Origin of the sequence: Actinocrinis puniceicyclus (assembly GCF_018283645.1) — a bacterium.
Taxonomy (GTDB): Bacteria; Actinomycetota; Actinomycetes; order Streptomycetales; family Catenulisporaceae; genus Actinocrinis; species Actinocrinis puniceicyclus.
In genome coordinates this window covers 61,308-82,785 of record NZ_JAGSXH010000017.1, presented here as the reverse complement: position 1 = coordinate 82,785, position 21,478 = coordinate 61,308, and the positions used below count along the sequence as shown (strand labels likewise).

Annotated in this window: 21 protein-coding genes and 2 pseudogenes; 14 read left to right on the top strand and 9 right to left on the bottom strand. The window is 69.5% G+C overall.

Annotated features, from left to right (window positions below; all coding sequences use genetic code 11):
• Positions 1-585: 585 nt before the first annotated feature.
• Positions 586-1,356: a hypothetical protein gene (locus tag KGA66_RS07815; protein ID WP_211466153.1), complete on the top strand. Its 771-nt coding sequence runs from the start codon at positions 586-588 to the stop codon at positions 1,354-1,356.
• Positions 1,357-1,405: 49 nt separating this feature from the next.
• On the top strand, positions 1,406-1,747 hold the full coding sequence (locus KGA66_RS07810) for a hypothetical protein (RefSeq protein ID WP_211466151.1): 342 nt from the start codon (positions 1,406-1,408) through the stop codon (positions 1,745-1,747).
• A 414-nt stretch (positions 1,748-2,161) separates the two neighbouring features.
• On the opposite strand, the gene KGA66_RS07805 is transcribed toward KGA66_RS07810, so the two are convergent.
• Positions 2,162-2,926, bottom strand: coding sequence for a GntR family transcriptional regulator (locus KGA66_RS07805; RefSeq protein ID WP_211466149.1), 765 nt, complete (start codon positions 2,924-2,926; stop codon positions 2,162-2,164).
• Between the two features lie 114 nt (positions 2,927-3,040).
• Between KGA66_RS07805 and KGA66_RS07800 the strand changes: the two genes are divergently transcribed.
• The 7 genes and pseudogenes from KGA66_RS07800 (at position 3,041) to KGA66_RS07770 (ending at position 7,717) form a co-directional block, all read left to right on the top strand.
• Entirely contained in the window at positions 3,041-3,277 is a 237-nt protein-coding gene (locus KGA66_RS07800) for a hypothetical protein (RefSeq protein WP_211466147.1), read from the top strand.
• Positions 3,274-3,516 (top strand): hypothetical protein, encoded by a 243-nt coding sequence (locus tag KGA66_RS07795; protein WP_211466145.1) that lies wholly within the window; start codon positions 3,274-3,276, stop codon positions 3,514-3,516. Before KGA66_RS07800 ends, KGA66_RS07795 begins: the two co-directional genes overlap by 4 nt.
• A 148-nt stretch (positions 3,517-3,664) precedes the next feature.
• Positions 3,665-4,210 (top strand): helix-turn-helix domain-containing protein, encoded by a 546-nt coding sequence (locus KGA66_RS32440; RefSeq protein ID WP_211466143.1) that lies wholly within the window; start codon positions 3,665-3,667, stop codon positions 4,208-4,210.
• A 708-nt stretch (positions 4,211-4,918) separates the two neighbouring features.
• Positions 4,919-5,458, top strand: a pseudogene (locus tag KGA66_RS07785) (ABC transporter ATP-binding protein); the annotation flags it as partial.
• Positions 5,459-5,718: 260 nt separating this feature from the next.
• Positions 5,719-6,102, top strand: a complete 384-nt coding sequence (locus KGA66_RS07780; RefSeq protein WP_246507186.1) for a GntR family transcriptional regulator — start codon at positions 5,719-5,721, stop codon at positions 6,100-6,102.
• Entirely contained in the window at positions 6,099-7,037 is a 939-nt protein-coding gene (locus KGA66_RS07775; protein ID WP_211466141.1) for an ATP-binding cassette domain-containing protein, read from the top strand. The genes KGA66_RS07780 and KGA66_RS07775 overlap by 4 nt, the downstream gene beginning before the upstream one ends.
• Positions 7,034-7,717, top strand: a complete 684-nt coding sequence (locus KGA66_RS07770; protein WP_211466139.1) for a hypothetical protein — start codon at positions 7,034-7,036, stop codon at positions 7,715-7,717. Before KGA66_RS07775 ends, KGA66_RS07770 begins: the two co-directional genes overlap by 4 nt.
• A 77-nt stretch (positions 7,718-7,794) precedes the next feature.
• Here the strand turns inward: KGA66_RS07770 and KGA66_RS07765 are convergent, their stop codons facing one another.
• From KGA66_RS07765 to KGA66_RS29850, 6 genes and pseudogenes are all read right to left on the bottom strand, one after another.
• A complete protein-coding gene (locus KGA66_RS07765) occupies positions 7,795-8,649 on the bottom strand; it encodes an ABC transporter permease (protein ID WP_211466137.1) in 855 nt (284 codons plus the stop codon).
• A complete protein-coding gene (locus tag KGA66_RS07760) occupies positions 8,642-9,433 on the bottom strand; it encodes an ABC transporter permease (RefSeq protein ID WP_211466135.1) in 792 nt (263 codons plus the stop codon). Before KGA66_RS07760 ends, KGA66_RS07765 begins: the two co-directional genes overlap by 8 nt.
• A gap of 165 nt (positions 9,434-9,598) precedes the next feature.
• Positions 9,599-10,510 (bottom strand): TIGR01777 family oxidoreductase, encoded by a 912-nt coding sequence (locus KGA66_RS07755; RefSeq protein WP_211466133.1) that lies wholly within the window; start codon positions 10,508-10,510, stop codon positions 9,599-9,601.
• A gap of 365 nt (positions 10,511-10,875) precedes the next feature.
• On the bottom strand, positions 10,876-12,444 hold the full coding sequence (araA, locus tag KGA66_RS07750) for an L-arabinose isomerase (protein WP_211466131.1): 1,569 nt from the start codon (positions 12,442-12,444) through the stop codon (positions 10,876-10,878).
• A pseudogene (locus KGA66_RS07745) lies at positions 12,441-12,767 on the bottom strand (class II aldolase/adducin family protein); the annotation flags it as partial. The pseudogene KGA66_RS07745 and the gene araA, both read right to left, overlap by 4 nt.
• 56 nt (positions 12,768-12,823) lie before the next feature.
• On the bottom strand, positions 12,824-13,435 hold the full coding sequence (locus KGA66_RS29850; RefSeq protein WP_312886807.1) for a substrate-binding domain-containing protein: 612 nt from the start codon (positions 13,433-13,435) through the stop codon (positions 12,824-12,826).
• Between the two features lie 240 nt (positions 13,436-13,675).
• On the opposite strand from KGA66_RS29850, the gene KGA66_RS07735 reads away from it, so the two are divergent.
• Positions 13,676-14,545, top strand: a complete 870-nt coding sequence (locus tag KGA66_RS07735) for a putative protein N(5)-glutamine methyltransferase (RefSeq protein WP_438822020.1) — start codon at positions 13,676-13,678, stop codon at positions 14,543-14,545.
• A 236-nt stretch (positions 14,546-14,781) separates the two neighbouring features.
• Here KGA66_RS07735 and KGA66_RS07730 read toward each other — a convergent pair whose 3' ends face one another.
• Positions 14,782-16,323 carry an MFS transporter gene (locus KGA66_RS07730; protein WP_211466127.1) on the bottom strand — a complete coding sequence of 514 codons (1,542 nt, stop codon included), beginning with the start codon at positions 16,321-16,323 and terminating at the stop codon, positions 14,782-14,784.
• Positions 16,324-16,435: 112 nt separating this feature from the next.
• On the opposite strand from KGA66_RS07730, the gene KGA66_RS07725 reads away from it, so the two are divergent.
• The 4 genes from KGA66_RS07725 (at position 16,436) to KGA66_RS07710 (ending at position 20,877) form a co-directional block, all read left to right on the top strand.
• Complete coding sequence (locus tag KGA66_RS07725; RefSeq protein ID WP_211466125.1) at positions 16,436-17,137, top strand: TetR/AcrR family transcriptional regulator; 702 nt, start codon at positions 16,436-16,438, stop codon at positions 17,135-17,137.
• Between the two features lie 715 nt (positions 17,138-17,852).
• Entirely contained in the window at positions 17,853-18,803 is a 951-nt protein-coding gene (locus KGA66_RS07720) for a hypothetical protein (RefSeq protein WP_211466123.1), read from the top strand.
• A gap of 129 nt (positions 18,804-18,932) precedes the next feature.
• A complete protein-coding gene (locus KGA66_RS07715) occupies positions 18,933-20,483 on the top strand; it encodes an amino acid permease (RefSeq protein WP_211466121.1) in 1,551 nt (516 codons plus the stop codon).
• A gap of 82 nt (positions 20,484-20,565) precedes the next feature.
• Complete coding sequence (locus tag KGA66_RS07710) at positions 20,566-20,877, top strand: hypothetical protein (RefSeq protein WP_211466119.1); 312 nt, start codon at positions 20,566-20,568, stop codon at positions 20,875-20,877.
• A 135-nt stretch (positions 20,878-21,012) separates the two neighbouring features.
• Here the strand turns inward: KGA66_RS07710 and KGA66_RS07705 are convergent, their stop codons facing one another.
• Complete coding sequence (locus KGA66_RS07705) at positions 21,013-21,429, bottom strand: tautomerase family protein (protein ID WP_211466117.1); 417 nt, start codon at positions 21,427-21,429, stop codon at positions 21,013-21,015.
• Positions 21,430-21,478: the final 49 nt, after the last annotated feature.

The window sequence follows — 21,478 nt, the reverse complement described above, 5'->3', positions numbered from 1 at the left end:
CCCGCCGACCGCATCGAAGCCCTCAACGCAGATCCCGGCACACGCACCCCTACCGCAATCCTGACCCTGTAGCCGACCCCCGCCAGCCCAATCATCAGTGTATTGATACGCTATCCGGGATCCTGGTTTCCGCAATATATCTTTACTGACTCAAGGGCGGCGGCGCTTCGCGCCGCCGCCGCGCGCTGACGGGACCCGGCCGCGCGCCCTTGCGCTTGCGCGTGCGGCGCTGGGGCGCCGTTCGCGCGCAAGCGCGCGCCCGCGCCCCACCGACGCGCGCAGGCCGACAAGCGAACACCCGTGATCGTTCGGAAGCGGCGGAACGCAGCCCGGCACCGGCCGCAAGTCAAAGTGTCAGGCCATTAGCGATCGCCAGGTGTTGGCCGGGTATGCGACGTGTCCGCGCAGTAGACCGGCCATCGCCCTGCCGTACTCACTCACCGCATCGGCCACGCTGTGTCGTTGTTCGATAACAATTAGCTTGACAGCGGACAACGAGCCCTGATTTAGTCGGCGCGTGGCGTAAGCACCACCCGTCCTATTCGGGGAGAGGTATTGATAACAAGACTCAGGTCTGCACTGGTCGTGGCGGCTCTCGGCCTCGCGACGCTCGGCGCTCCGATGTCGAGCGCCAGTGCCGCAACCGCGCCGACGCACATCCGCAGCTACTCCGGCAACTTCGCTGTCTCGGCAACGGGCGGGGCGCAGTGCGGCAAGTCCGTCTCCGCGCGCTCCGGCGCCTGGCTCTGCCTGGCCACTCCGAGCGCTGCGCAACGCCAGCACGCCGCAACCGCACTCGGCCTCGCAAGTCCGGCCGACACGGGCAACTGCTCGGCCTTCGGCTGCTGGACAGTGCACAGCAGCACCGTCGAGTGGTACGAAGCCGTCGGCAGCTACGGCTACGGCACCACCAACCTCGGCAGCGTCGACCTCTACGTCGAGGACACGCTAAGCGGCAACACGTCGAAGTCGAACCCATTCCAGTCCCGTATGACCGGCGGCCTGTCCGCCCTATGGATGACCGGGGAACGCGAGTACTACAGCGCAGGCTGCCCCAACGGCTGTGTCGACAGTGGCGGCGCGACCTACAAGGACTACATCTGGGGCGCGGTGCCACCAGGCCAGACGATCATCTGGCCCAATGGTGGGTACACCTCCAACCCCGCAACCGTCACCTACGCGACCATCATGCACCAGTGGCTCTGGGCGGTGCCCGGCTACCCGGGCAGTTGGTACCTCTACGCGCACAGCGTGACCTTCACCTCGTGCTCCATCGGCCACTGCTTCGGCGCAGTCACAGACACCGGCGGCAACCCGCAGGGTTCGGGATGGACCTCCTCACCGATCAACGGGTAACCGTCACCGCGAGTTGACCGGTGACGCAACGCCTGTGATCGTGGGAGGCATGAGCCGACCGGTCATCAGACGTTACCCAACCGGAGAGACCGGGCCGCTCGGTGGTCGCACCGAGCGGTTCGGCGCGCCACGGCCCGGCCACGGACACGTGTGGATCACCTACAGGTCCGAAGAGAAGTGCTCGGCGCTCTGGCAAGACGAATATCCTGAGCCTGACGAGAACGGCGCACGGGTAGGCCACGCCTCCTTTGACGGCGACTACGAAGCCGTCGTCGCCTGGGCTAGAGCGACACCGGCCGAAGCCGTCTACGTCGCGTGGCCGGTGCTCCCGGTGCCCGGAACCCCTGCGGAAGCCTGCATCGGGTACCAGCCACTCAAGCCCACCGATTGACAGAACCTCGTGGCTCCAAGTGCGCCGCCCTGAGCGCGACCATCCATGATCACTCAGAAGCGTCGGATCATGGACGACAGGCCGCCGCCAGCCATTTGGCCAATTGACGCCTGCCGATGATCGCTCAGGCATGCGGTACTGGAGCGCCGCTGGCGGCGCGAGCGCCCCCCGGCACCCGATCACACGCGGAACCATCTACAGCTGTGCCGTTGTCACGCGCCACCGTGCTCACAGCGTTGTCGGCACACGCCCTCGGCTGTGGTCACCGCACCACCGGTCACCACCGGCCGCCGCCCCGCGGTTAAGAACGACTGCGGCGCCGGCCGCCTCTGCTCTTAGCCCACCATGCAGCCTAAGAACGCCGACGACCCCCGGAGATTATCCGAGGGCCGTCGCACGCACGGGGGGAGACCGTCAGTCGATCTCGAACCGCGTACGCTCGATCCACAAGCCCTGGGGCATCGTGTGCACCGTCACCTCTACGGCACGATCGTCTGCCGTCCATCCGACGTGCTCAATCACGAAGATATGCTGATCTTCGGTGATCTGAAGCGCCGCCATTTCTTCCGGCGTCGGCGGTCGACCAGTGCGCTCCTCCGTGACGTACGCCTGCGGGTAGCCAAGTTCGGCCATGCGGCTGATCATGCCGCCGACGCCTTCATCGACCTGCTCCAGGACGGAGCCACCAAACAGCGCCGTAGGTACATACGAGTCCGCGAGCTGAGTCACCGTATCAGCAGCCCACATGACCCGGGCGCGCACGATCGCGGATTCCTCATCAGCCGGGATTCCGAGAATCTGTGCCACCCGCGCAGGCGGCACAACACGGCGAACATCCAGCTCTACACGCGGTTCCAGGCCAAGGGCCTTGATCTGCGCGTCGTAGGCGCCACCAGCGCCGTTCTGTTCACGAGCTGCCCGGCGATAGCGCGCTGACGCGTCTCGTACGAGGGGCGGGATAGGCATGACGATTGACCTCAATCCTCGTCGGTTGATAGTGAGCCCGCATGCGTTGAGGACGCGCAGGGCACGGCTGACCGTCGCCTGATTGACGCGGTAGCGAAAAGCCAGCTCCTCCTGCGGCGGCAACTGGCTGCCGCGCGGGTAGACGCCCGCCTCGATGTCAACGCGGATCGCGTCGGCAACAGCCCGGTAGGCGCTGACTCGTCGGATCTCCATACGCGGCACGGTACACCACCTATGACTTATGGCATAACCCTTGACTCGCAGTGTCTGTGCGGGCACTCTATGGGCAGGCAATGGCATATGTCATAACCGCCGGACGGGGTTCGCGTGACCACGCAGCGCGTCCAAGTCTTCATGCGCATTTGGGGCCGCGCCGGACAAGACGCCGACAGGGCCGAGGCAACCGCACGCGAAACGGCCGAGGCGCGCAACTGGGAGATCACCGGCGTGAATCGCACGGTGGGCGGGCTCCGCACCGTTCCGCGCAACGACCGACACGCGCTCGATCAAGGCGACGCGTGGAACCGGGCATGGGCTGTGTACAGCAGTGAGGAAATCTCATGATCGTGGCAACGCGAGCACCGGCCCGCGTCATTCTTCGCGTGTGGGGGTGCACCGCAGAGGACCTCCAGCGCGCCGAGGCCAACGCTCGCCAGTACTACTTCTCGCACAGTTGGACCATCGTCGAAGTCGTCGCAAGCACCGGAATCCCATGCCCTATCCCGATTCGCGACCCGATCGCGCTCACCCAGAACGCGATCTACGACGCGGCTTGGGCCGCGTACCCAACTGGCCGCCGATGACCGCCCCCAGCGGCGCACCTTATGCACGTGCGGCAAACGCGCGGCGTTCCGGTCATGCGCGCGAAGACGAACACGACCCGGCAACAAGCCGCATAGGCGCTCGACGCTTCCGGCAGATAAACCAGGCTATTGATTTATTCGAGGAGGGGTGCAGGTCGTGACGATCGCGGCTGAGCAACGCGTGCCCAACAAGGCGCTGCGACGGGTACGCATCGGGCTGGGCATGTCACAAAGCGAGTTCGCGGGAGCACTGCGCAAGGCCGGAGAGGCAGCGGGCGAGCCGAACAAGGCGACCAAGCGGCTCGTGCAGAAATGGGAATCCGGCGAGCACGCCTGGTGCAGGCCCCAATACGGGCGCGCACTTCAAGCCGTAACCGGACTCTCGCATCAACAGCTGGGGCTGGCGATGTATCGCAACGAGTACAGCCAGCCACAGCGATCCGCCCGCCCAACCGTCAACCCCGACACGGCGGCGGGACCGCTCGACCGCATGCAACGCGAACTGAAGCGGGCGCCGGGCGAGGAAGACGAGCGCCTTGCACGCATCGGCGGACAACTGGTAGCGGGAGGTCAAGCGGCAGCACTCGGCGGCTGGCTGGCGTTGGGCAGCGGGGACGCCGCCGGAGCACAACGGTACTTCAGCGCGGCCCTCGCCGCGGCGCGCGCACTGTCCGCAACCGCACAGAGCGATTGAACGCCGTGCACCCGCCTTGGTGCCCCCTGCTTTGGGAAGCCGTCCGGCCACCCTTGCCCTACCTCTGGCGGCCCGCACAGCCTCCGCCCGTGGACCAAGCCACCCTGCAACGCATCATCGCAGGGCTCGAACGCCTCAGCCATGAACACCAACAGCGCTCCCGCGCTGCCCGACACCGCCGAAGTACACCTGGCCCGACGCCGGGCGAGCCACGGCCCGCCAGCCCGTCCCGCTGCGAACCCCACGTCCCAGCGGGCCGCATCCGATAGACCACCTACCGAATGAGAAGAGCATGACCAACGCTCCACGGGTCCAAAGCCCCGATCCGCATCTTCCTGCACCCCGACACCGGGCAGCCGCGTGAGCTGATCGGTACCATCCACACGCAGCAACCGGACAAGGCAGTTGCCGCCTCGGAGATGTAGCCGCGCAGCCGTTCTTGCCGGTGACCGCCGGTAGGTGGGTGGTCGGGTGGGTCGGTCGGGTGCATCTTCTCAGCGGCCCCAGAGGGTGCCGGACAACGGGCGGCCCTGACAAGACGGGACGACGTGTCCTGACAGGGCCGCCCGCCGCCCAGCAAGTCACAGACTGCCGCTGAGGAGACGCACCCGACCTCAGCCCGAGGCATGAGCGCGGCTCAGCAGAATGGCCCGTGACCAGCAGCGCGGCTATCACCCCAGCTAGAAATAGGTGTGTCGGCTAGGCTTGACAACCATCAAGATGCTGACCGGGATTCTCATGCCCAGTTCCGGCACGCTGCGCGTCGCAGGGCTCGAACCCCAGCGCGACCGGGTCGGTCTCGCGCGCCGGATCGGCGTCGTTTTCGGGCAGCGCACGACGCTGTGGTGGGATCTGCCGCTGCGTGACTCGTTCGCGCTCATCCAGCGCCTGTACCGGATTGCGCCGGCCAGATACCGCGAGAACCTGGATTTCTACGTGGACGCGCTGGATCTCGGGCCGCTGCTCGATCAGCCGGTCCGGCAGTTGAGCCTCGGCCAGCGGATGCGCGGCGACATCACCGCGGCGCTGCTGCACGACCCGGCGATCGTGTACCTCGACGAGCCGACCATCGGGCTCGACATCGTCTCCAAGCACGTCGTGCGCGACTTCCTGCACGAACTCAACGTGAATAAGGGTACGACTATCTTGCTGACCACGCACGACGTGGGCGACATCGAGCGGCTGTGCTCGCGCGTCGTCGCGATCGACCACGGCCGGGTGACGTACGACGGCAGCCTGGGGCGGCTTCGCGGCGATCTCGACCTGGAGAGCGCGGTCAAGGCGCTCTACACCGGAGAGTTGATGATCGATGAAATGGCGCCGGAGCCGCATGGGGGCTGGTGAGCTCGTCTGTCGCTCTTCGTGGCGCGATGGAGTATCCGGGCCCGTCCTCGCGTGATCGACTCCTGGGCCGGATGCTCTCAGCACGAGGTTGTCCGGTTCCCTGGTTAAGGGGTACATTACCCGAGTAACTAACCAAGGGAGTGGGGGCGGAGACGATGCAGGAGATGGCTGGTCTGGCCGAGGGATCCGCACTGTTCGTCCAGGTCGCCGAAAGACTCGCGGGGCAGATCGCGGACGGCGGCCTGGCCGAGGGGGAGCGGGTGCCCTCCACCAACGAGCTGGCGGTGTTTTACCGGATCAATCCGGCTACAGCGGCCAAGGGGATCAACGTGCTGGCTGATGACGGGCTGCTGGAGAAGCGGCGGGGCATCGGGATGTTCGTCGCGACCGGGGCGCGCCGGCGGCTGCTGGCCCGGCGGCGCGGGGAATTCACGCGGCGGTACGTCGAGCCGCTGCTGACCGAGGCGGCCCGTCTCGGGATCGGTACCGGCGAGCTGTTCGCACTGATCAAAGAGGCGGGCGACGAGCGGGAAAGCGTCTCGCTATGACACCGGCGATCTCGGTCACCGACCTGACGCGCAGATACCGCGATCACACGGCTCTCGACGGCATCGACATCGCGATCGGCGGCGGGACCATCACCGGCCTGCTGGGCCGCAACGGCGCCGGCAAGACCACGCTGCTGCGGATCCTGGCCGGCCACGAGTTCCCGTCATCCGGATCGGTGCGGGTTCTCGGCGCGCCGCCGGCCGAGAACGAGGACGTGCTGCGCCGCCTGGCTTTCGTCCGCGAGGACCAGGTCTACCCGGACATCAAGGTCGGTCAGGCGCTGCGCGCCGCGTCCTGGTTCCACCCGAACTGGGACTTCGAGCTGGCGTCCGCGCTGCTGGACGACTTCGGCCTGCGGGCGGACAAGGCGGTCAAGAAGCTCTCGCGCGGGCAGCGGTCGGCGCTCGGGATCACGATCGCAATGGCCGCCCGCGCCGAGGTGACGCTGTTCGACGAGCCCTACGCCGGCCTGGACGCGGTGGCGCGTCAGGTGTTCTACGACCGGCTGCTCGCGGACTTCGCCCGGTTCCCGCGCACGGTGGTGCTGTCCACGCATCTCATCGACGAAGCCGCCGCGCTGCTCGAGAGCGTCATCGTCATCGACCGCGGCCGGCTCGTCCTGAACGCGGCGACCGATGTCCTTCGTGGCCTCGCGACCCGCGTGAGCGGTCCGTGCCTCGCCGTGGACTCGCTCGCCGAGGGCCGGCCGGTGTGGGAGCGGCGCCGGCTCGGCTCCCAGGCATCCATCGTCATGGTCGGGCCGTTGTCTGCGCACGACCGTGAGCGGGCCCGATCCTGCGGACTGGACCTGACCCCGCTCTCCCTCCAGCAGATCGTGGTGCGGGCGGCGGCCGGCGTTCTCGCCCCCGTCCCCATCCGCGTCCCCGAGACCGGCTTCGAGGCCGGCTTCGAGACCGACAGGACCGGCGCATGAACACCTGGATCAAGGTTGCCCGCTACCACCTGGTGGGTCCGGCCAGCTATCTCATGCTGGCGTGGATCTTGCCGTTCTCCTTCGCGGTGGGCGCCGTTACGGCCGGCCGCGCCCGCGGCCATGATGCGGCCGGGTACCTGGCCAGCTTCTTCATCTACTTCGCCGTGCTGGGTGTGCGGACCATCGGCCGGTCGCTGCCGTTCAGCCTCACGCTCGGGGCCAGCCGCCGATCCTTCTACTGCGGCACGGCGCTGCTCGGGATGGCGCTGGCCCTGGCCTGCGGCCTGGTGCTGACCGCGCTGCAGGCGGTCGAGCGCGCCACCGGCGGCTGGGGGCTGTCCGTGCGCTTCTTCCGGGTGCCGTACCTGCTGGACGGCCCGTGGCCGGCCACCTGGCTGACCTCGGCCGTGGGCCTGTTCGCCCTGTTCGTGTACGGGATGTGGTGCGGGATCGTGTACAGCCGGTGGGGCCTGCTCGGCACGCTGGCGTTCATCGCGATGCAGGCGCTCGTGGTGGCCGCCGGGGTCGTCGTCGTCACCTTCGACCACTGGCACCTCTGGTCCGCCGCCGGCGGGTCCCTCGTCGGCCTGACCGGCTTGGGGCTGACCGGCGTCATCGCCGCGCTGACGGTCCTGTTGCTGGCCGGCGGCCACGCCACCATCCGCCGCGTCACCGTCTGATGCAGGGCCCTGTCCCCATCGGTGTCCGGCTCCTGATTCGCCCGCGCGGACGGCGGCGGGGCATCCTTGAGGAGCGGTCAGCTCCCTGTCGAGCGGTAACGGCGGACCGCGGCGCGCCAGACGAAGGCGGCCAGTGCGCACAGCAGCGCGGCGACCGCGGGCGCGGCGAAGTGCAGGAAGGCAGGCAGGCCGAACGGGTCGCTGCGGCCCAGGACGTACAGCGACGGCTGCCACGTGATGAAGGCCAGCGGAATCGCGAAGGTCAATATCAGGGCGAGCGAACGCTGGTAGATCGCGAACGGGAACTCGGTGACCAGTTCGCCGCCGTAGGTGATCACGTTGGCGGTCTCGCGGGCGTCCGTGGCGACGAAGCTGATCGAACCGGTGATGACCCACAGCGCGCAGTAGATGACCGTCCCGCACAGGACCGTGCCCGCGCAGACCGCGCCCTTGAGCGGCGTCCAGGTGATGGGCAGCGCGTAGATCGCCCAGACGAGCGTCGCCGAGGAGGGAACCAGCTTGCCGAGGCGCTTGGGGGTGAACTGGTCGGACAGGACCTGGGCGAGTGTGCCGACCGGGCGGATCAGCATCACGTCGAAGGTGCCCAGGCGGATCGCGTCGCTCAGTGTCTCGACCCCGCTGGCGACCACGTCGGAGAGGGCGAAGGCGAGGCGCGTGGTGCCGTAGAGGTACAACGTCTGCGGCAGGGTGAACCCGGCGAGCGTCGTGACCTGGGAGTACAAGACGAGCAGCGCGGCCAGGTCGAGGCTCGTGACCAGCATCTGCGCGGTGCCGGTGAGCAGCAGCGAGGTGCGGTACTGCCATGCCGCACGCGACCACATGCGGGTGAGCAGGAGGTAGGCGACCGGCGACGGCAGCGGGCGGGTAGCGGGGGCGCCGCGCGGGCGCAGATCCGTGTCGGCGTCAGCCACCTTGCACCACCGTCCTGTGCCGCGCGGCGGACGTCAGCGCGCGGCCGAGCGCAACCAGGGCCGCGGCCCAGGCCAGCTGGAAGACCAGCGCGTCGGCGAACCCTCCGGTGGTTTTGCCGAGCAGTACGTCGATGGGCACCTGAAGCGTGGCGGACCAGGGCAGCACGCGCGCCAGGCCGCCCAGCCAGCCGGGCATGACCACCAGGGGCACGATCATGCCGGAGAAGAACATGGACACCACCATCAGCAGCGAGGTGGTGCCGCGCTCGTCCAGCGTCCAGAATCCGCTGAGGCTGGCCAGGTAGCGCAGGGAGAAACTGATCACCAGCGCCACGGCGCAGCAGCAGCCGAATTCGAGCCAGCGGCGCGGGTCGCCGGGCAGCCGGGTCGGCAGCGCGAGGGCTCCGACGAGGACCGGCGGCACCGTGCGCAGCAGCAGCGACGCGACGGCCCTGCCGAGGTCGGTGGCGAGGAACCACAGCTGGAAGTCGCACGGCCGGTACAGGTCGACGGCCACTTCGCCGGTGCGGATACGCGGGCCGAGTTCGGTCGAGCCGAGGAAGACCCCGATCGGCGTGATCAGTCCCTGGGTGAGGAACACGTAGGTGACCGCGTCGGCCGCGTCGTAGGTGCCGATGTGCGGCTTCTCGCGCCAGACGGCCAGCAGGATGTAGGCGCGGATGAAGCCGAACGCGGTGTTGGTGATCGCTCCCGCGGTGGCCGCGGATCGGTAGGTGATGTAGCGGCGGAACGATAATCGGGCGGCGGTCAGGTACACGCGCACGCGGAAGCTCCCGGAGTCATGCCGTCAGGCTGTCGGGTCGTCAGGAGGGGAAAGCGGCATTCTCCCCGGCCGCTTCGCGCGCGGGCAACCGGTTATCGGGTCCTGACGCAGCCGCGCCCGGCGCACGACACGACCGGGCGCGCGGCCGGTCCGGCTGCGGTGTGCTTATTCACCCAGGGCCGCGGCGAGCGCCTCCGGGAAGCCCGGGTGGCGAAACTCGAAGCCTGACGCGAGCAGCCGGGCCGGCACGATGCGCTGGCTCATCAAAACGCCCTCGGCGAAGCCGCCGAGGGCGACCCGCAGAGCCGGGCCGGGTACGGCCAGCAGCATCGGGCGCCGTACCGCGCGGCCGATCTCGGCGGTGATCTCGCTGTTGCGCTCGGGATTCGGCGCGGTGACGTTGACCGGGCCGCCGAGCGTGCCGGTATCGACGATGTGGCGCAGAGCCCTGATAGCGTCGGTGCGGGAGACGTAGCTCCAGTACTGGCGGCCGGTGCCCAGCTTGCCGCCCAGGCCGAGGCGGGCCAGCGGCAGCAGCCGGCCGAGGGCGCCGCCCTCGGCGGAGACGACCAGGCCGAAACGCGGGTGCGCGACCCGGATCCCGGCCTTGCGGGCCGGGTCAGCCGCCGCTTCCCACTCCTGGCAGACGCGGGCCAGGAAGTCCCCGCCGGGCGCGCCGGACTCGTCGGTCGCGCTCTCCCCGGTCTCCCCGTAGTAGCCGATCGCGGAGCCCGCGACGAAAACCCGCGGCGGGTTCGGCATGTCGGCCATCGTCGTGGCGAGGGTGGCTGTGGTCAGCACGCGGCTGTCGCGTACCCGCTGCTTGTAGGCGGGCGTCCAGCGGTGGTCGCCGACGCCGGCGCCGGCCAGGTTGACCACGGCGTCGGCGCCGTCGAGCGCCGACGCGGACAGATGCACCGCGGCGGGGTCCCACCGCGCCTCGGTCACGTGCGATCCGGGCGTTGCGGCGGCCGGCGGGCGGCGCACGAGGCGAACCACGTCGTGGCCGTCGGCGACCAGGGAGGCGGTGAGAGCCGAGCCGATCAGGCCGCTTGAGCCCGCGATGACGACGCGCATGCCACCACAGTAAGGGGTGAAAGGCCGTGCGGCCGGGATCCGGGGACGGATCGCGGCCGCACGGGTGGTGTCGGGCTCCACTCGGAGCGTGTGGTGAGCTCTGTTGAGTCCCGCCAGCCGACCCTGCGGCCCCGTTCTGATCGGTGCCCTTCGGGAGGTGTTCGGCCCGACCGAGTCTTTCGTGCGGTGCAGGCCGTGCGGGTGGTTACCGGGTGGTCACCTTCGGTACGGGTACTCGGGTGGTGCTGGTCACCCCGGTCACGCCGGTGCGGCGGCGCGACCGGGGGGTCTGTGGACACCGGGTGGGCCCGATGCGCGAGGGAGGGATCGTGCTCGGCGACGGGTTCGCGCCCGGCCGAGCGCCGTCAGAAGCCCTGGGCCAGGCGGTGGTATGCCTGGTTCCATCGCAGTTCCCTGGTGAATTGGCGGATCGTGGTGTCGGCGTCGATGACCAGCAGCTCGACCGAGAGCATCTCCGCCAGGTCGTTGAGTTCCTCGGCGCCGATCGCGCTGGAGAGAACCGTGTGGTGCGGAGCGCCGGCCGTCAGCCACGCCTCCGCGGAGGTGCGCAGGTCCGGCCGCGGCCGCCACACCGCGCGCGCCACCGGCAGCTTCGGCAGCGGCTCCGGCGGCGGCACCACGTCGATCTCGTTGGCCACCAGGCGGAAGCGGTCGCCGAGGTCCGCCAGGCCCACCACCGTCGCAGGGCCGGTACGCGCGTCGAAGACCAGCCGCACCGGGTCCTCGCGCCCGCCGATGCCCAGCGGGTGGATCTCCAGGCTCGGGGTGTCCGCGGCGATGGTGGGGCAGACTTCGAGCATGTGCGCGCCGAGAATCAGCTCCCTGCCGGGCTCCAGGTGGTAGGTGTAGTCCTCCATGAACGAGGTGCCGCCCGGCAGCCCGGCCGCCATCGCCTTGACGGTGCGCAGCAGCACCGAGGTCTTCCAGTCGCCCTCGCCGCCGAAGCCGTAGCCGTCGGCCATCAGCCGTTGCACCGCCAGGCCGGGCAGTTGCCGCAGTCCGCCGAGGTCCTCGAAGTTGGTGGTGAAGGCGTGGAACCCGCCGCGGGTGAGGAAGTCGCGCAGACCCAGCTCGATGCGCGCGCCATACCGCAGCGACGCATGCCGATCGCCGCCGGCCCTCAACTCGAGGGCCACCCGGTATTCGTCCTCGTACTGCTTGACCAGCGCGTCGATCCGGGCGTCCGCGACGGCGTCGACGACGGCGACCAGGTCGTTGACGCCGTAGGTGTTGACCGAGACGCCGAAGCGCAGCTGCGCCTCCACCTTGTCGCCCTCGGTCACCGCCACGTCGCGCATGTTGTCGCCGAACCGGGCCAGCTTGAGCGTGCGCACCTCGGCAAGGCCCAGGGCCGCGCGGACCCAGGCGCCGACGCGCTCGGCGACGTGCGGGTCGCTCACGTGCCCGGCGACCGTCTTGCGGGGTACGCCCAGCCTGGTCTGTACGAACCCGAACTCGCGGTCGCCGTGCGCGGCCTGGTTCAGGTTCATGAAGTCCATGTCGATCGTCGCCCACGGCAGCGCCACGTTGGCCTGCGTGTGCAGGTGCAGCAGCGGTTTGCGCAGCGCATCGAGCCCTGAGATCCACATCTTCGCCGGCGAGAAGGTGTGCATCCAGGCGATCAGGCCGACGCAGCCGTCGTCGCCGTTGGCGTCGAGGCACACCCGGCGGATCACGGCGGCATCGGTGAGCACCGGCTTCCACACCAGGTCGATCGGGCCCGCGTTGCGCCCGTCCGTCGCGCCGGCGCCCTCCCCGAGCGCCGCCGCGAGTTGCTCGGCGATCGACTGCGACTGCTCGGCGACCTGCCGGAGCGTGTCCTCGCCGTAAAGGCCCTGACTGCCGGTGAGGAACCAGACTTCGCGCCGGGGGGCTCCGGAGGGGGAGCCGGGGGCGGCGTCCAGTGACGTCATTGTTCGTTGACTCCGTCCGCAGGGGGCTGCTGCCCGTAGACGTGGGTGTACCGGTGGTGCAGCGCGTCGATGTCGGCGCGCGGGATCGGGATCGGCTCGCCGTAGGCGCGGGCCGGGTGCACGGTGCGGGCCACGTCTTCGGTCATCACCGCGGCTTTGACCGCGGCGCGTGCGTTCTTGCCGATGGTGAAGACCCCGTGGTTGCGCATCAGCGCGGCGGGGGAGCGGTGCCCGTCGAGCGTCTCGATGATGCCTTTGCCGATCGCCTCGTCGCCGATCAGCGCGAACGGGCCGACCGGGATCTCGCCGCCGAACTCGTCGGCCGTGTACCGGTCCCCACCGGCATGGTTGTTAGCGTTAACAACCATGCGCGCCTCCGTCATAACCAGACCTTCCTTGGGATTTGCCGCGCCGACCGCACTCGCGGCCCGCGCTTGTCCGTGCCCTGCTGGCTCTGTCGCGGTGTTCCGGGGCAGTATCCGTGCGCTTTGCGGATACTGATTGCGTGGTCATGTGTTGTCTGCCTGCGTACGCGGATCAGGCCGGTCAAGTCCGCGTCGATCGGCTGGATCAGCGAGCGAAGGGCGCGTCGGCCCAGTTCGTCGAAGCCCTGGCGCGCGGTGGTCAGCGGCGGCCCGAAATACTCAGCCTCCGGAATGTCGTCGAGCCCGATGATGCTCACGTCCTCGGGGACGCGGCGGCCGGCCTGCCGCAACGCGCGCAGCAGCCCGAGCGCCATGTGGTAGGCGGCGCAGAAGACGGCGGAGATCCCCGGGTCGCTTGGTGGTCTGTTCGATGCCGTAGAGCATCGGGGCTCCGCCTCCCTCCGTGCTGCGCCGACGCTCTCGCGATGGACAGATCGGTTGTTCGGTAACCGGGCGAGTCTTGCGACCGGTGGACGAGTCCGCTTTCGCGGCGTCGATGGAGAATTGTTAGCGCAAACATTACGGGGGGTCAAGAGATCGCAACCCGAACGAAACCAGCTGTCCACTCCTGTGCAAAGCCCTTGCGCCGCGCGCGGGGGTGTCCGGTAGCGTGGGCCGGCCGAGTCCCTGCGCACCGAGGAGGTGAGATTCCCATACCAGCTGTGACGAGCATCGTTGCGCCGGCGGGCGCCGTCGTCTTGACCAGCGACGCGACCGGATCGGATGGGATGTCTCCCGCGCGGGCGGCCCTGCGCTGCGCCGGCTGGCCGGCACGCGCGGCGCCCTCGGACCTTCGAAAGGCGCTTGTGTCAAGCTTTTTTCCATCTGATTCTTCTACTGGCCCGGATCGCCCGCGGCCGTGGAAATCTTCATCGCGGCGGCGCCTGGCGCGGGTCGCCGCCGCCCTGCGGGCGGCCGGCTGTGTCTTCGCCGAGGACGAGGCGCGGCTGTTGATCACGCAGGCCGGGTCGCCCGGCGAACTGGAACGGTTCGTGCGCTTGCGCGTCGGCGGTTTGCCGCTGGAGCACGTGCTCGGCTGGGCGGAGTTCTGCGGCGTGCGTGTCGCGGTCGGACCCGGCGTGTTCGTGCCGCGCCGCCGCACCGAGCCGCTGGCGCGCGAGGCCGCCCGGCTCGCCGGAGGCTGCCCGGTCGGCTCGGTGCCGGTCGTCGTCGACCTGTGCTGCGGCACGGGCGCGATCGCGGCGGCGCTCGCCGCGGCCGTGGACCGGCCGTTGGAACTGTACGCGGCGGACATCGACCCGGTGGCGGTCGACTGTGCCCGCCGCAATCTGGCGTCCGTCGGCGGGCGGGTATATCAGGGCGATCTCTTCACGGCGCTGCCCGAATCGCTGCGCGGGACGGTGAATATCCTGATAGCCAACGTGCCGTACGTGCCCACCGAGGCGATCGCGCTACTGCCCGCGGAGGCGCGCGAATACGAGCCTCGCGTCGCCCTCGACGGCGGTGGTGACGGCCTGGACGTGATGCGGTTGGTCGCGGCCGGCGCACCGCGGTGGCTGGCCCCGGGCGGTCATCTGCTCGTGGAGGTGGGCGAGAGCCAGGCGGAGCTCGCACAGCAGCTCATGGCCGATCACGGGCTGACATCCAGGTTGGTTGAGGACGAGGACGGGGACGTCGCCGCGCTCGTGGCCACCCGGCCTGTCCGCGCGGGCTGAACCGCGGCCTCGCACAGCGACCGCGGCGCGTTGTCCAGGGCGAAGCGTTCAACGCACTCCTCGACGACGCTCGCGTCCCGCTGAGCGATCCGCGCCGGGCGTCGGGCAGTCCGCCTTCGCAGAGAGCTGCGAACGTTCGGCCAGGCCGCCCGGGTACGCGCGCGCGGCCCGCGAGAACGCCGAGTTCTTCGCGGGCCGCGCGGGCCACTGGTCCGCTTCGCGCGCAGCGCGGCACGTTACGTGTGCACCGCCGGGGCCGCGTCCGGACCACCGGTGCTGTGCTGCACCCCCGGCCGTAGCAGCAGGCCGCTGACGATCGCGCCGAGGGCGAAGATCCCGGCCGACCACCAGAACGCGGTGGTGTAGCTGTGCAGTTGGGCCTGCGCCAGCACCGGCGGGGTCGGGCGCCTGCCGACGAGGTAGCTCGTCGCCGCCGCGGTCGCCAGCGTGTTGAGCAGCGCGGTGCCGATCGAGCCGCCGATCTGTTGCATCGTGTTGACCAGCGCCGAGGCCACGCCCGCGTCGTCCGGGTCCACCCCGAAGGTCGCCACGCTCATCGCCGGGGCGATCACCAGTCCGATGCCGACGCCGACGATCAGCAGCGGGCCGAGGATGTGCGTGGTGTAGCTCGTGGTCACCGCGATCCCGGTCAGCCAGGCCATTCCGGCGGCCGACAGCGCCATGCCCAGGGTGACCAGCGGCCGCGCGCCGACGGCGCCGAGCAGCCGGGTGGTGGCCAGCGTCGCGGCCAGCATGAGGATCGCGACCATCGGCAGGAACGCCAGGCCGGTTCTGACCGGGGAGTACCCGAGCATCGTCTGCAGGTAGTAGGTCAGGAAGAGGAAGACCCCGAACATGCCGGCGCCGCTGATGAACACCGCCGCGAAGGAGCCGCCGCGGTCGCGGTCCAGCAGGATGCGCAGCGGCAGCAGCGGGTGCGCGGTCCGGGTCTGCCACCAGCCGAACACGGTCAGGCCGACCGCGGCCGCCACCAGGAAAACCCATGTCGAAGGCGCGCTCCACGGGTGCGAGGCGGCGTTGGAGAAGCCGTAGACCAGGCAGAACAGAGCGCCGGAGACGATGACCGTGCCGAACAGGTCGAGGCGTGGGCGGTGCGCCGAGCGCTGCGTGTGCAACAGCGTGAACGCGCCGGCGAGGGCGACGAAGGTGAAGCCCACGTTCACGAACAGGGTCCAGCGCCAGTTGAAGTACTCGGTCAGCAGGCCGCCCAGCAGCATGCCGATCGCCGCGCCGGACCCGGCGATCCCGCCGAACACCGCGAAAGCGGTACCACGTTCCTTCGGCTCGGTGAAGGTGGTGGTCAGCAGTGACAGCGCCGCGGGCGCCAGCAGCGCGCCGGCTGCTCCCTGCAGCGCCCGCGCGGTGACCAGGACTTCGAAGTTCGGCGCCGCGCCGCCGAGCGCCGAGGCCAGGCCGAAGCCGATCAGGCCGAGGATGAAGGTGCGCTTCCTGCCGATCAGGTCGGCCAGCCGGCCGCTGAACAGCAGCAGCCCGCCGAAGGCCAGCGAGTAGGCGGTCACGATCCACTGCCGGTCGCCGTTGTTGAAGCCGAGCGCCTTCTGCGCGTCCGGCAGGGCGATGGTCACGATGGTGGCGTCGAGCACGATCATCAGCTGCGCGATGCCGATCACGGCGAGGATCAGCCAGCGGCGCGCGTGGTGCACGTTCTCGACGGGCCCGGTTTCGTGCGGCGCCCGGGCGGCGGACCCGGCGGCGGCCGCGGGACGGGGTTCGCCCGCGGTGGCGGTGTCGGTCATGGTTCAGTCCCCACGGTTATCTGGAGGATGGTTCTCCGCTTTTCGGCTGAGCGTAGCATAGAAGCGGAGAAGCTTCCTCCGCTTGATCCTCCGGAAGGTAGACTGCGAGGCCATGGACACGACCACCGCCTCCGCCGCCCCGCGACCGCTGCGCCGCGACGCCGAGCTGAACCGGCAGCGGATCATGGTCGCGGCCAAGGAGGTCTTCGCCGAGCGGGGACTTGAGGCCACGCTCGACGAGATCGCCCGGCACGCGGGACTGGGCGTGGGCACGGTCTACCGCCGCTTCCCGAACAAGGAGGCGCTGATCGACGCGCTGTTCGAGGAGGGGTTCGCGCAGATCCTCGCGCTGACCCGGCGGGCCTTGGACGACGCGGACGCCTGGGCGGGACTGACCGGCCTGCTGACCGCCATGGCCGAGGTGCAGGCGACCGATTTCGGTCTGCGCGACGTGATGCTCTCCGAGACCTACGGGCGTGACCGGATCGCCCAGATGCGCGACCAGATCAAACCTCTGCTGGAGCAGTTGGTCGAGCGAGCGCAGGCGCAGGGACGGCTGCGCGCCGACTTCCGGGCCGCCGACATCATGGCCGTGCAACTGATGGTCTCGGCGACCGTCGAGTTCACGCACGGAGTGCGCGCGGAGGGCTGGCGGCGGTACCTGCCGTTGTTGCTCGACGGCCTGTGCGCGCGCCGCGACGCTCCTACCGAACTGACCGAGCCCGAACTCGACGACGACGAGTTGCACTCGGCGATGCGGTGCTGGCCCCGCTATCGGCGGGGCGGCGCGCCCGGCCGCGACGAGCGCGCCTAGTGTCCCGCGCCGGAAGTCCGCCGTGAAAATCGGCCCCCGCATCCCGCCTGGCCGCGTTGCCGAAACGCCCACAGACGACCCACTGCGTTGATTGAGCACCGCGAGGGTGTTCCGGCGCCTTGCCAGCCGGGCGCGGATGACCGGACGTGCGCAGCCAGGTCGAGCAGAGTCATGCGACGGATTTCCGGCGCGGGACACTAGAACCACGCTTCGGTCAAGTGGCCGGCAGTCGAAGATGACCCCGAACCAGCGAACTGCGTTGGCGAAGCGCCCATATGCGACCACTGTGTCGCATTGACCGTGTCGCATTGACCGTGTCGCATTGACCGTGTCGCGTTGAACGGCGCGAGGTTGCCCCGCCGCCTTGCGATCGCACGCGCCGGACCCCGGGCCCGTGGATGTCACCCGTCACAATCATCGCGCTCTGATCTTGACGCGCCACCCGCGGCGCACGAGGGCCCATGTCCTCTGTCACGCCACACCGAATCCGCCGCGCCACCTGCGATGTGAGCCACAGCTCACCGGTCCGCAACGCCTCGGTTTCCAGACGTTCCTTCCGGGGCTGACGTTGTTGATATCGTGTCCTGCGTTTGACCGGGTCCATATCAGGAAACGCAGCGCCGAGCACGCCGGGAGACGCAGTGCCGCACACGACAGGCCACGCGATACCCGGCCCTCACGCGCACCAGCGCGCTCGCCACGGCGGGGAGGCACGGTGAGCAAGCCCGCGTTCGTGTGGAATCCGGCCGGCGCCGACCGCGACCTGGCGCAGGTCGCCCTCGACCTCAAGGCGGGCCGGTTTCATGAGGCGCGCGCCCTGATCGCGGCGACCCGCGCCGACTTCGAGCTGCGCGCGCACCGCTGCCTCGTGCTCGCCTCGTTGGCGGCCGGGCTGGACGTGGCGGAGCGCTGGCTCGCCGAGGAGCCATCGAACCCTGACGCGCTGCTGATCTACGCGCGCACCGCCGTGGCGCGGGCGCTGCGCGCCGCGGACGCGGGCGATCAGCGCGCCGGCGACCTTGCCGCCCTCGCTCAGCGCGCCTGCCTCGTCGCCGCGGACGCCGACCCGGGCGACCCGACGCCGTGGGTCGCCCTGCTCGCCCTCGCCCGCCTCGGCCACGCCAAGGTGCCCGGCCCCGAGGGCGTGACCTCGCCGGGCCCCTGGGATCTGCTCGGTGAGGCCCGCCAGCGCGACCCGTTCAACCGCGAGGCGTACCACCGGCTGCTGGCCTGCTTCTATCCCCGCTACGGCGGCGGCGCGGACGCGATGTGGGAGGTGGCGCGCTGGGTGGCGCTGCACAGCCCGGGCGACTGCGCGCTTCAGGTGCTGCCGCTGGCCGCGTATGTGGAGCACTACCGCGACCTGCGCGACGACCCGGTGCGCGGCCGGCTCGCCGACCGGCAGTGGACCGACCAGCACGCGTTGTTCACCTCGACGCACGTGTTCGACGGCTGGTTCCGCAGGGCGGAGCGGGAACCGCTGGTGCCGGTGGCGGACTTCTCCGTGCTCGCACACGCGCTCTACATGGGGGATCGGCTCTGGGAGGCGGCCGCGGTGTTCCGCGCCATGGGGCCTTACGCCTCCACCTATCCGTGGTCGCTGTTCGGCGATCCGGCCGAGCAACTGATCCGCGCCCGCCAGCGTTGCCGGGTCCGCATGCCATAGCACGCTCCACCCGTGCCTGCGCACCTGCTCCTGCGCACTTTCGCACCTTTGCACTTTCGCGGCTGTGCACCTCCCACCACCCACCACCCACCCATCGCAAGAGCCGACAAAGAGAAAGTGAGCGCTGAGATGTCCTCGACGACACGGGCGTCACGGGACCAACGGTCCGCCGGGGCCGTGCTGCTGGACGACGACCAACGGCTGCACGAACTGGGCTATCCGCGCAAGCTGTCGCGCCGGCTGACCTGGTTCGACAACTTCGCGGTCTCCTTCACCATCATCAACATCATCGCCGGGGTCTTCACCGGCTTCGGCGTCGGCTTCGGCGCCGGCGGACCGCGCACCCTGGTGTGGGGCTGGATCGTCGTCTCCACCCTGGTGCTGTTCGTGGGCGCGGCGATGGCGGAGGTCTGCTCGGCTTACCCGACCTCCGGGGCGCTCTACTACTGGGCGGCGAAGCTGGCCAAGCGGCACAACGCGGCCTGGTCCTGGTTCACCGGCTGGCTGAACTTCGCCGGGCAGATCGCGGGCACCGCGGCCACCGACTTCGCCGCTGCCAGCTTCATCAACATCCTGCTCGCGATGGAGTGGAGCAGCTACAACCCCACCAAGTACACGACGCTGGGCATCTTCGCCGCGATCCTGTTCGTGCACGCTCTGGCGAACACCTACACGGTCAGGCTGGTCGGCCTGCTCAACCGGATCTCGGTGTGGTGGCTGCTGGTCGGCGCGCTGCTCATCGTCGGCGCGCTGGTGCTCAAGCCGAGCCACCACGAGTCGGCCGGTTTCGTGTTCACCCAGTTCAAGAACGAGACAGGGTTCTCCAACGGCCTGTACGCCGCGATGATCGGACTGTTGTCCACCGCGTGGGTGTTCACCGGCTTCGACGCCAGCGCGCACATGACCGAGGAGACCAGCCGGGCCGCGATTTCCGCGCCGCGCGGCATCGTGCGCTCGATCGCCTACTCGGCCGTCGGCGGCTTCGTGCTGATGCTCTCGCTGATCTGGTCGGTGCAGAACTACGGCGCCGAGCTGGGCAGCGGCACCGGGTTCCCGTCCGCGCAGATCGTGCTCGACGCGGTCGGCGGCGGCCTGGCCAAGCTGCTGCTGGTGGTGGTCACCGGGGCGCTGCTGTTCTGCGGCCTGGCGAACCTGACCAGTAACTCGCGGCAGATCTTCGCCTTCTCCCGGGACGGGGCCATCCCCGGCTCGCGGCTGTGGCACTCGGTCAACCCGCGCACCGGCACCCCGGTCAAGAGCGTGTGGTTCGCCGCGGTGGGCGCGTTCATCCTGGTGCTGCCGTCGCTGTGGTCCTCGGTGGCGTTCCAGGCGGTGGTCTCGGTCAACGTCATCGGGCTGTTCGGCTCGTACGCGGTGCCGATCTTCCTGCGGGTGCGCCGCGGCGCCGACTTCGAGGCCGGTCCGTGGAACCTGGGGCGCTGGAGCGGACCGGTGTCCGTGGTCGCGGTGCTGTGGGTCTTCTTCAGCAGCATCCTGTTCCTGCTGCCCCAGTCTGGGCCGATCACCTGGCACAGCCTCAACTACGCGCCGATCGCGCTGGGCGTGGTGCTGCTGATCTCCACGCTCTGGTGGTTCGTCACCGCGCGGCGCACGTTCAACGGCCCGATCAGCTACGGCACCCCGGAGGAGCTGGCCGCGCTGGAGAACGAGTTGATCTGAGAGACGTTTGGTCTGGTCTTGGGGCGAATCGGCCGATCGGCGGTGCTCGCTGCGTTGCCGGAGCGCCCACAGACGACCCGGTATGGCAGGGGTGCTGACCGAGCGCAAGCGCCATCCGAACGCATGGCCCTGCTGCACCGGTCAGCAGCCTGCGCATCCGCTGGAAGATCCCCGAGACGACATCCGAAGGCGATTTCTCCGCCCGGCCTGCGGCATCACCTGTTCGCGCCGCCTGATCGGCCTGTCACTGTGCCAGGAGTTCTCCACGAGCTTGTGCATGTTCGCGATGGAACTGCGCCGGCATCGCCCACGTGCGTCGCCGGTCGATATCGGTGTGCAGCGCGGTCCGCGCCGCGATGATCTCGGTGACTCCAGCCTCGACATACCTCTGTAGTGTCGCGATGACTGTCGCCTCGGTGCCGACGACGGCGAGGTCAGCGGCGTGGGCGACGCCTTCGCGGTCCAGCACTGTCCGGTACGAGGGGATGCGGCGAGGCAGTCAGCGCGAGGAGGGGTTGCCGGTCCAGGTTCAATCGACGATTGACGTCATCCGCTTGTCGTATCCGGTGTTGGGGTCGACTGTGCGGCCGGCCGCCCACCAGTTCTCGCGAGCGGTCTCCAGGATGCGGAAGGCGACGTCCTCGCGGGGTACCCGGGCGATCTCCTGGAGGTGTTTCACCAGCGACTCGAACAGCGCGCTCTTTGTCTCGGCCGTGCGGATGTTGAACGACAGCGTGACGCACATCAGCCGCTCCGAACGAGGCAGGCCGAACACGACGTCCTCGTGGAACAGCGAACCCTCGGGGAACTCGTGGAAGAAGTGGAACCGATCGTCGTCGGGAACGGCGAGTGTCTCGACCATCGCCGCGTGGATCGCGTCGGAGATGGCCTTGCGCTGTTCGCGAGTGGTCACGCCCTGGTGCAGGTAGATGTCGATCAGCGGCATGGAGTTCCTCCTGGTGGTGGAAGCGGTGTGTCGGTGGGATCCGGGCCGA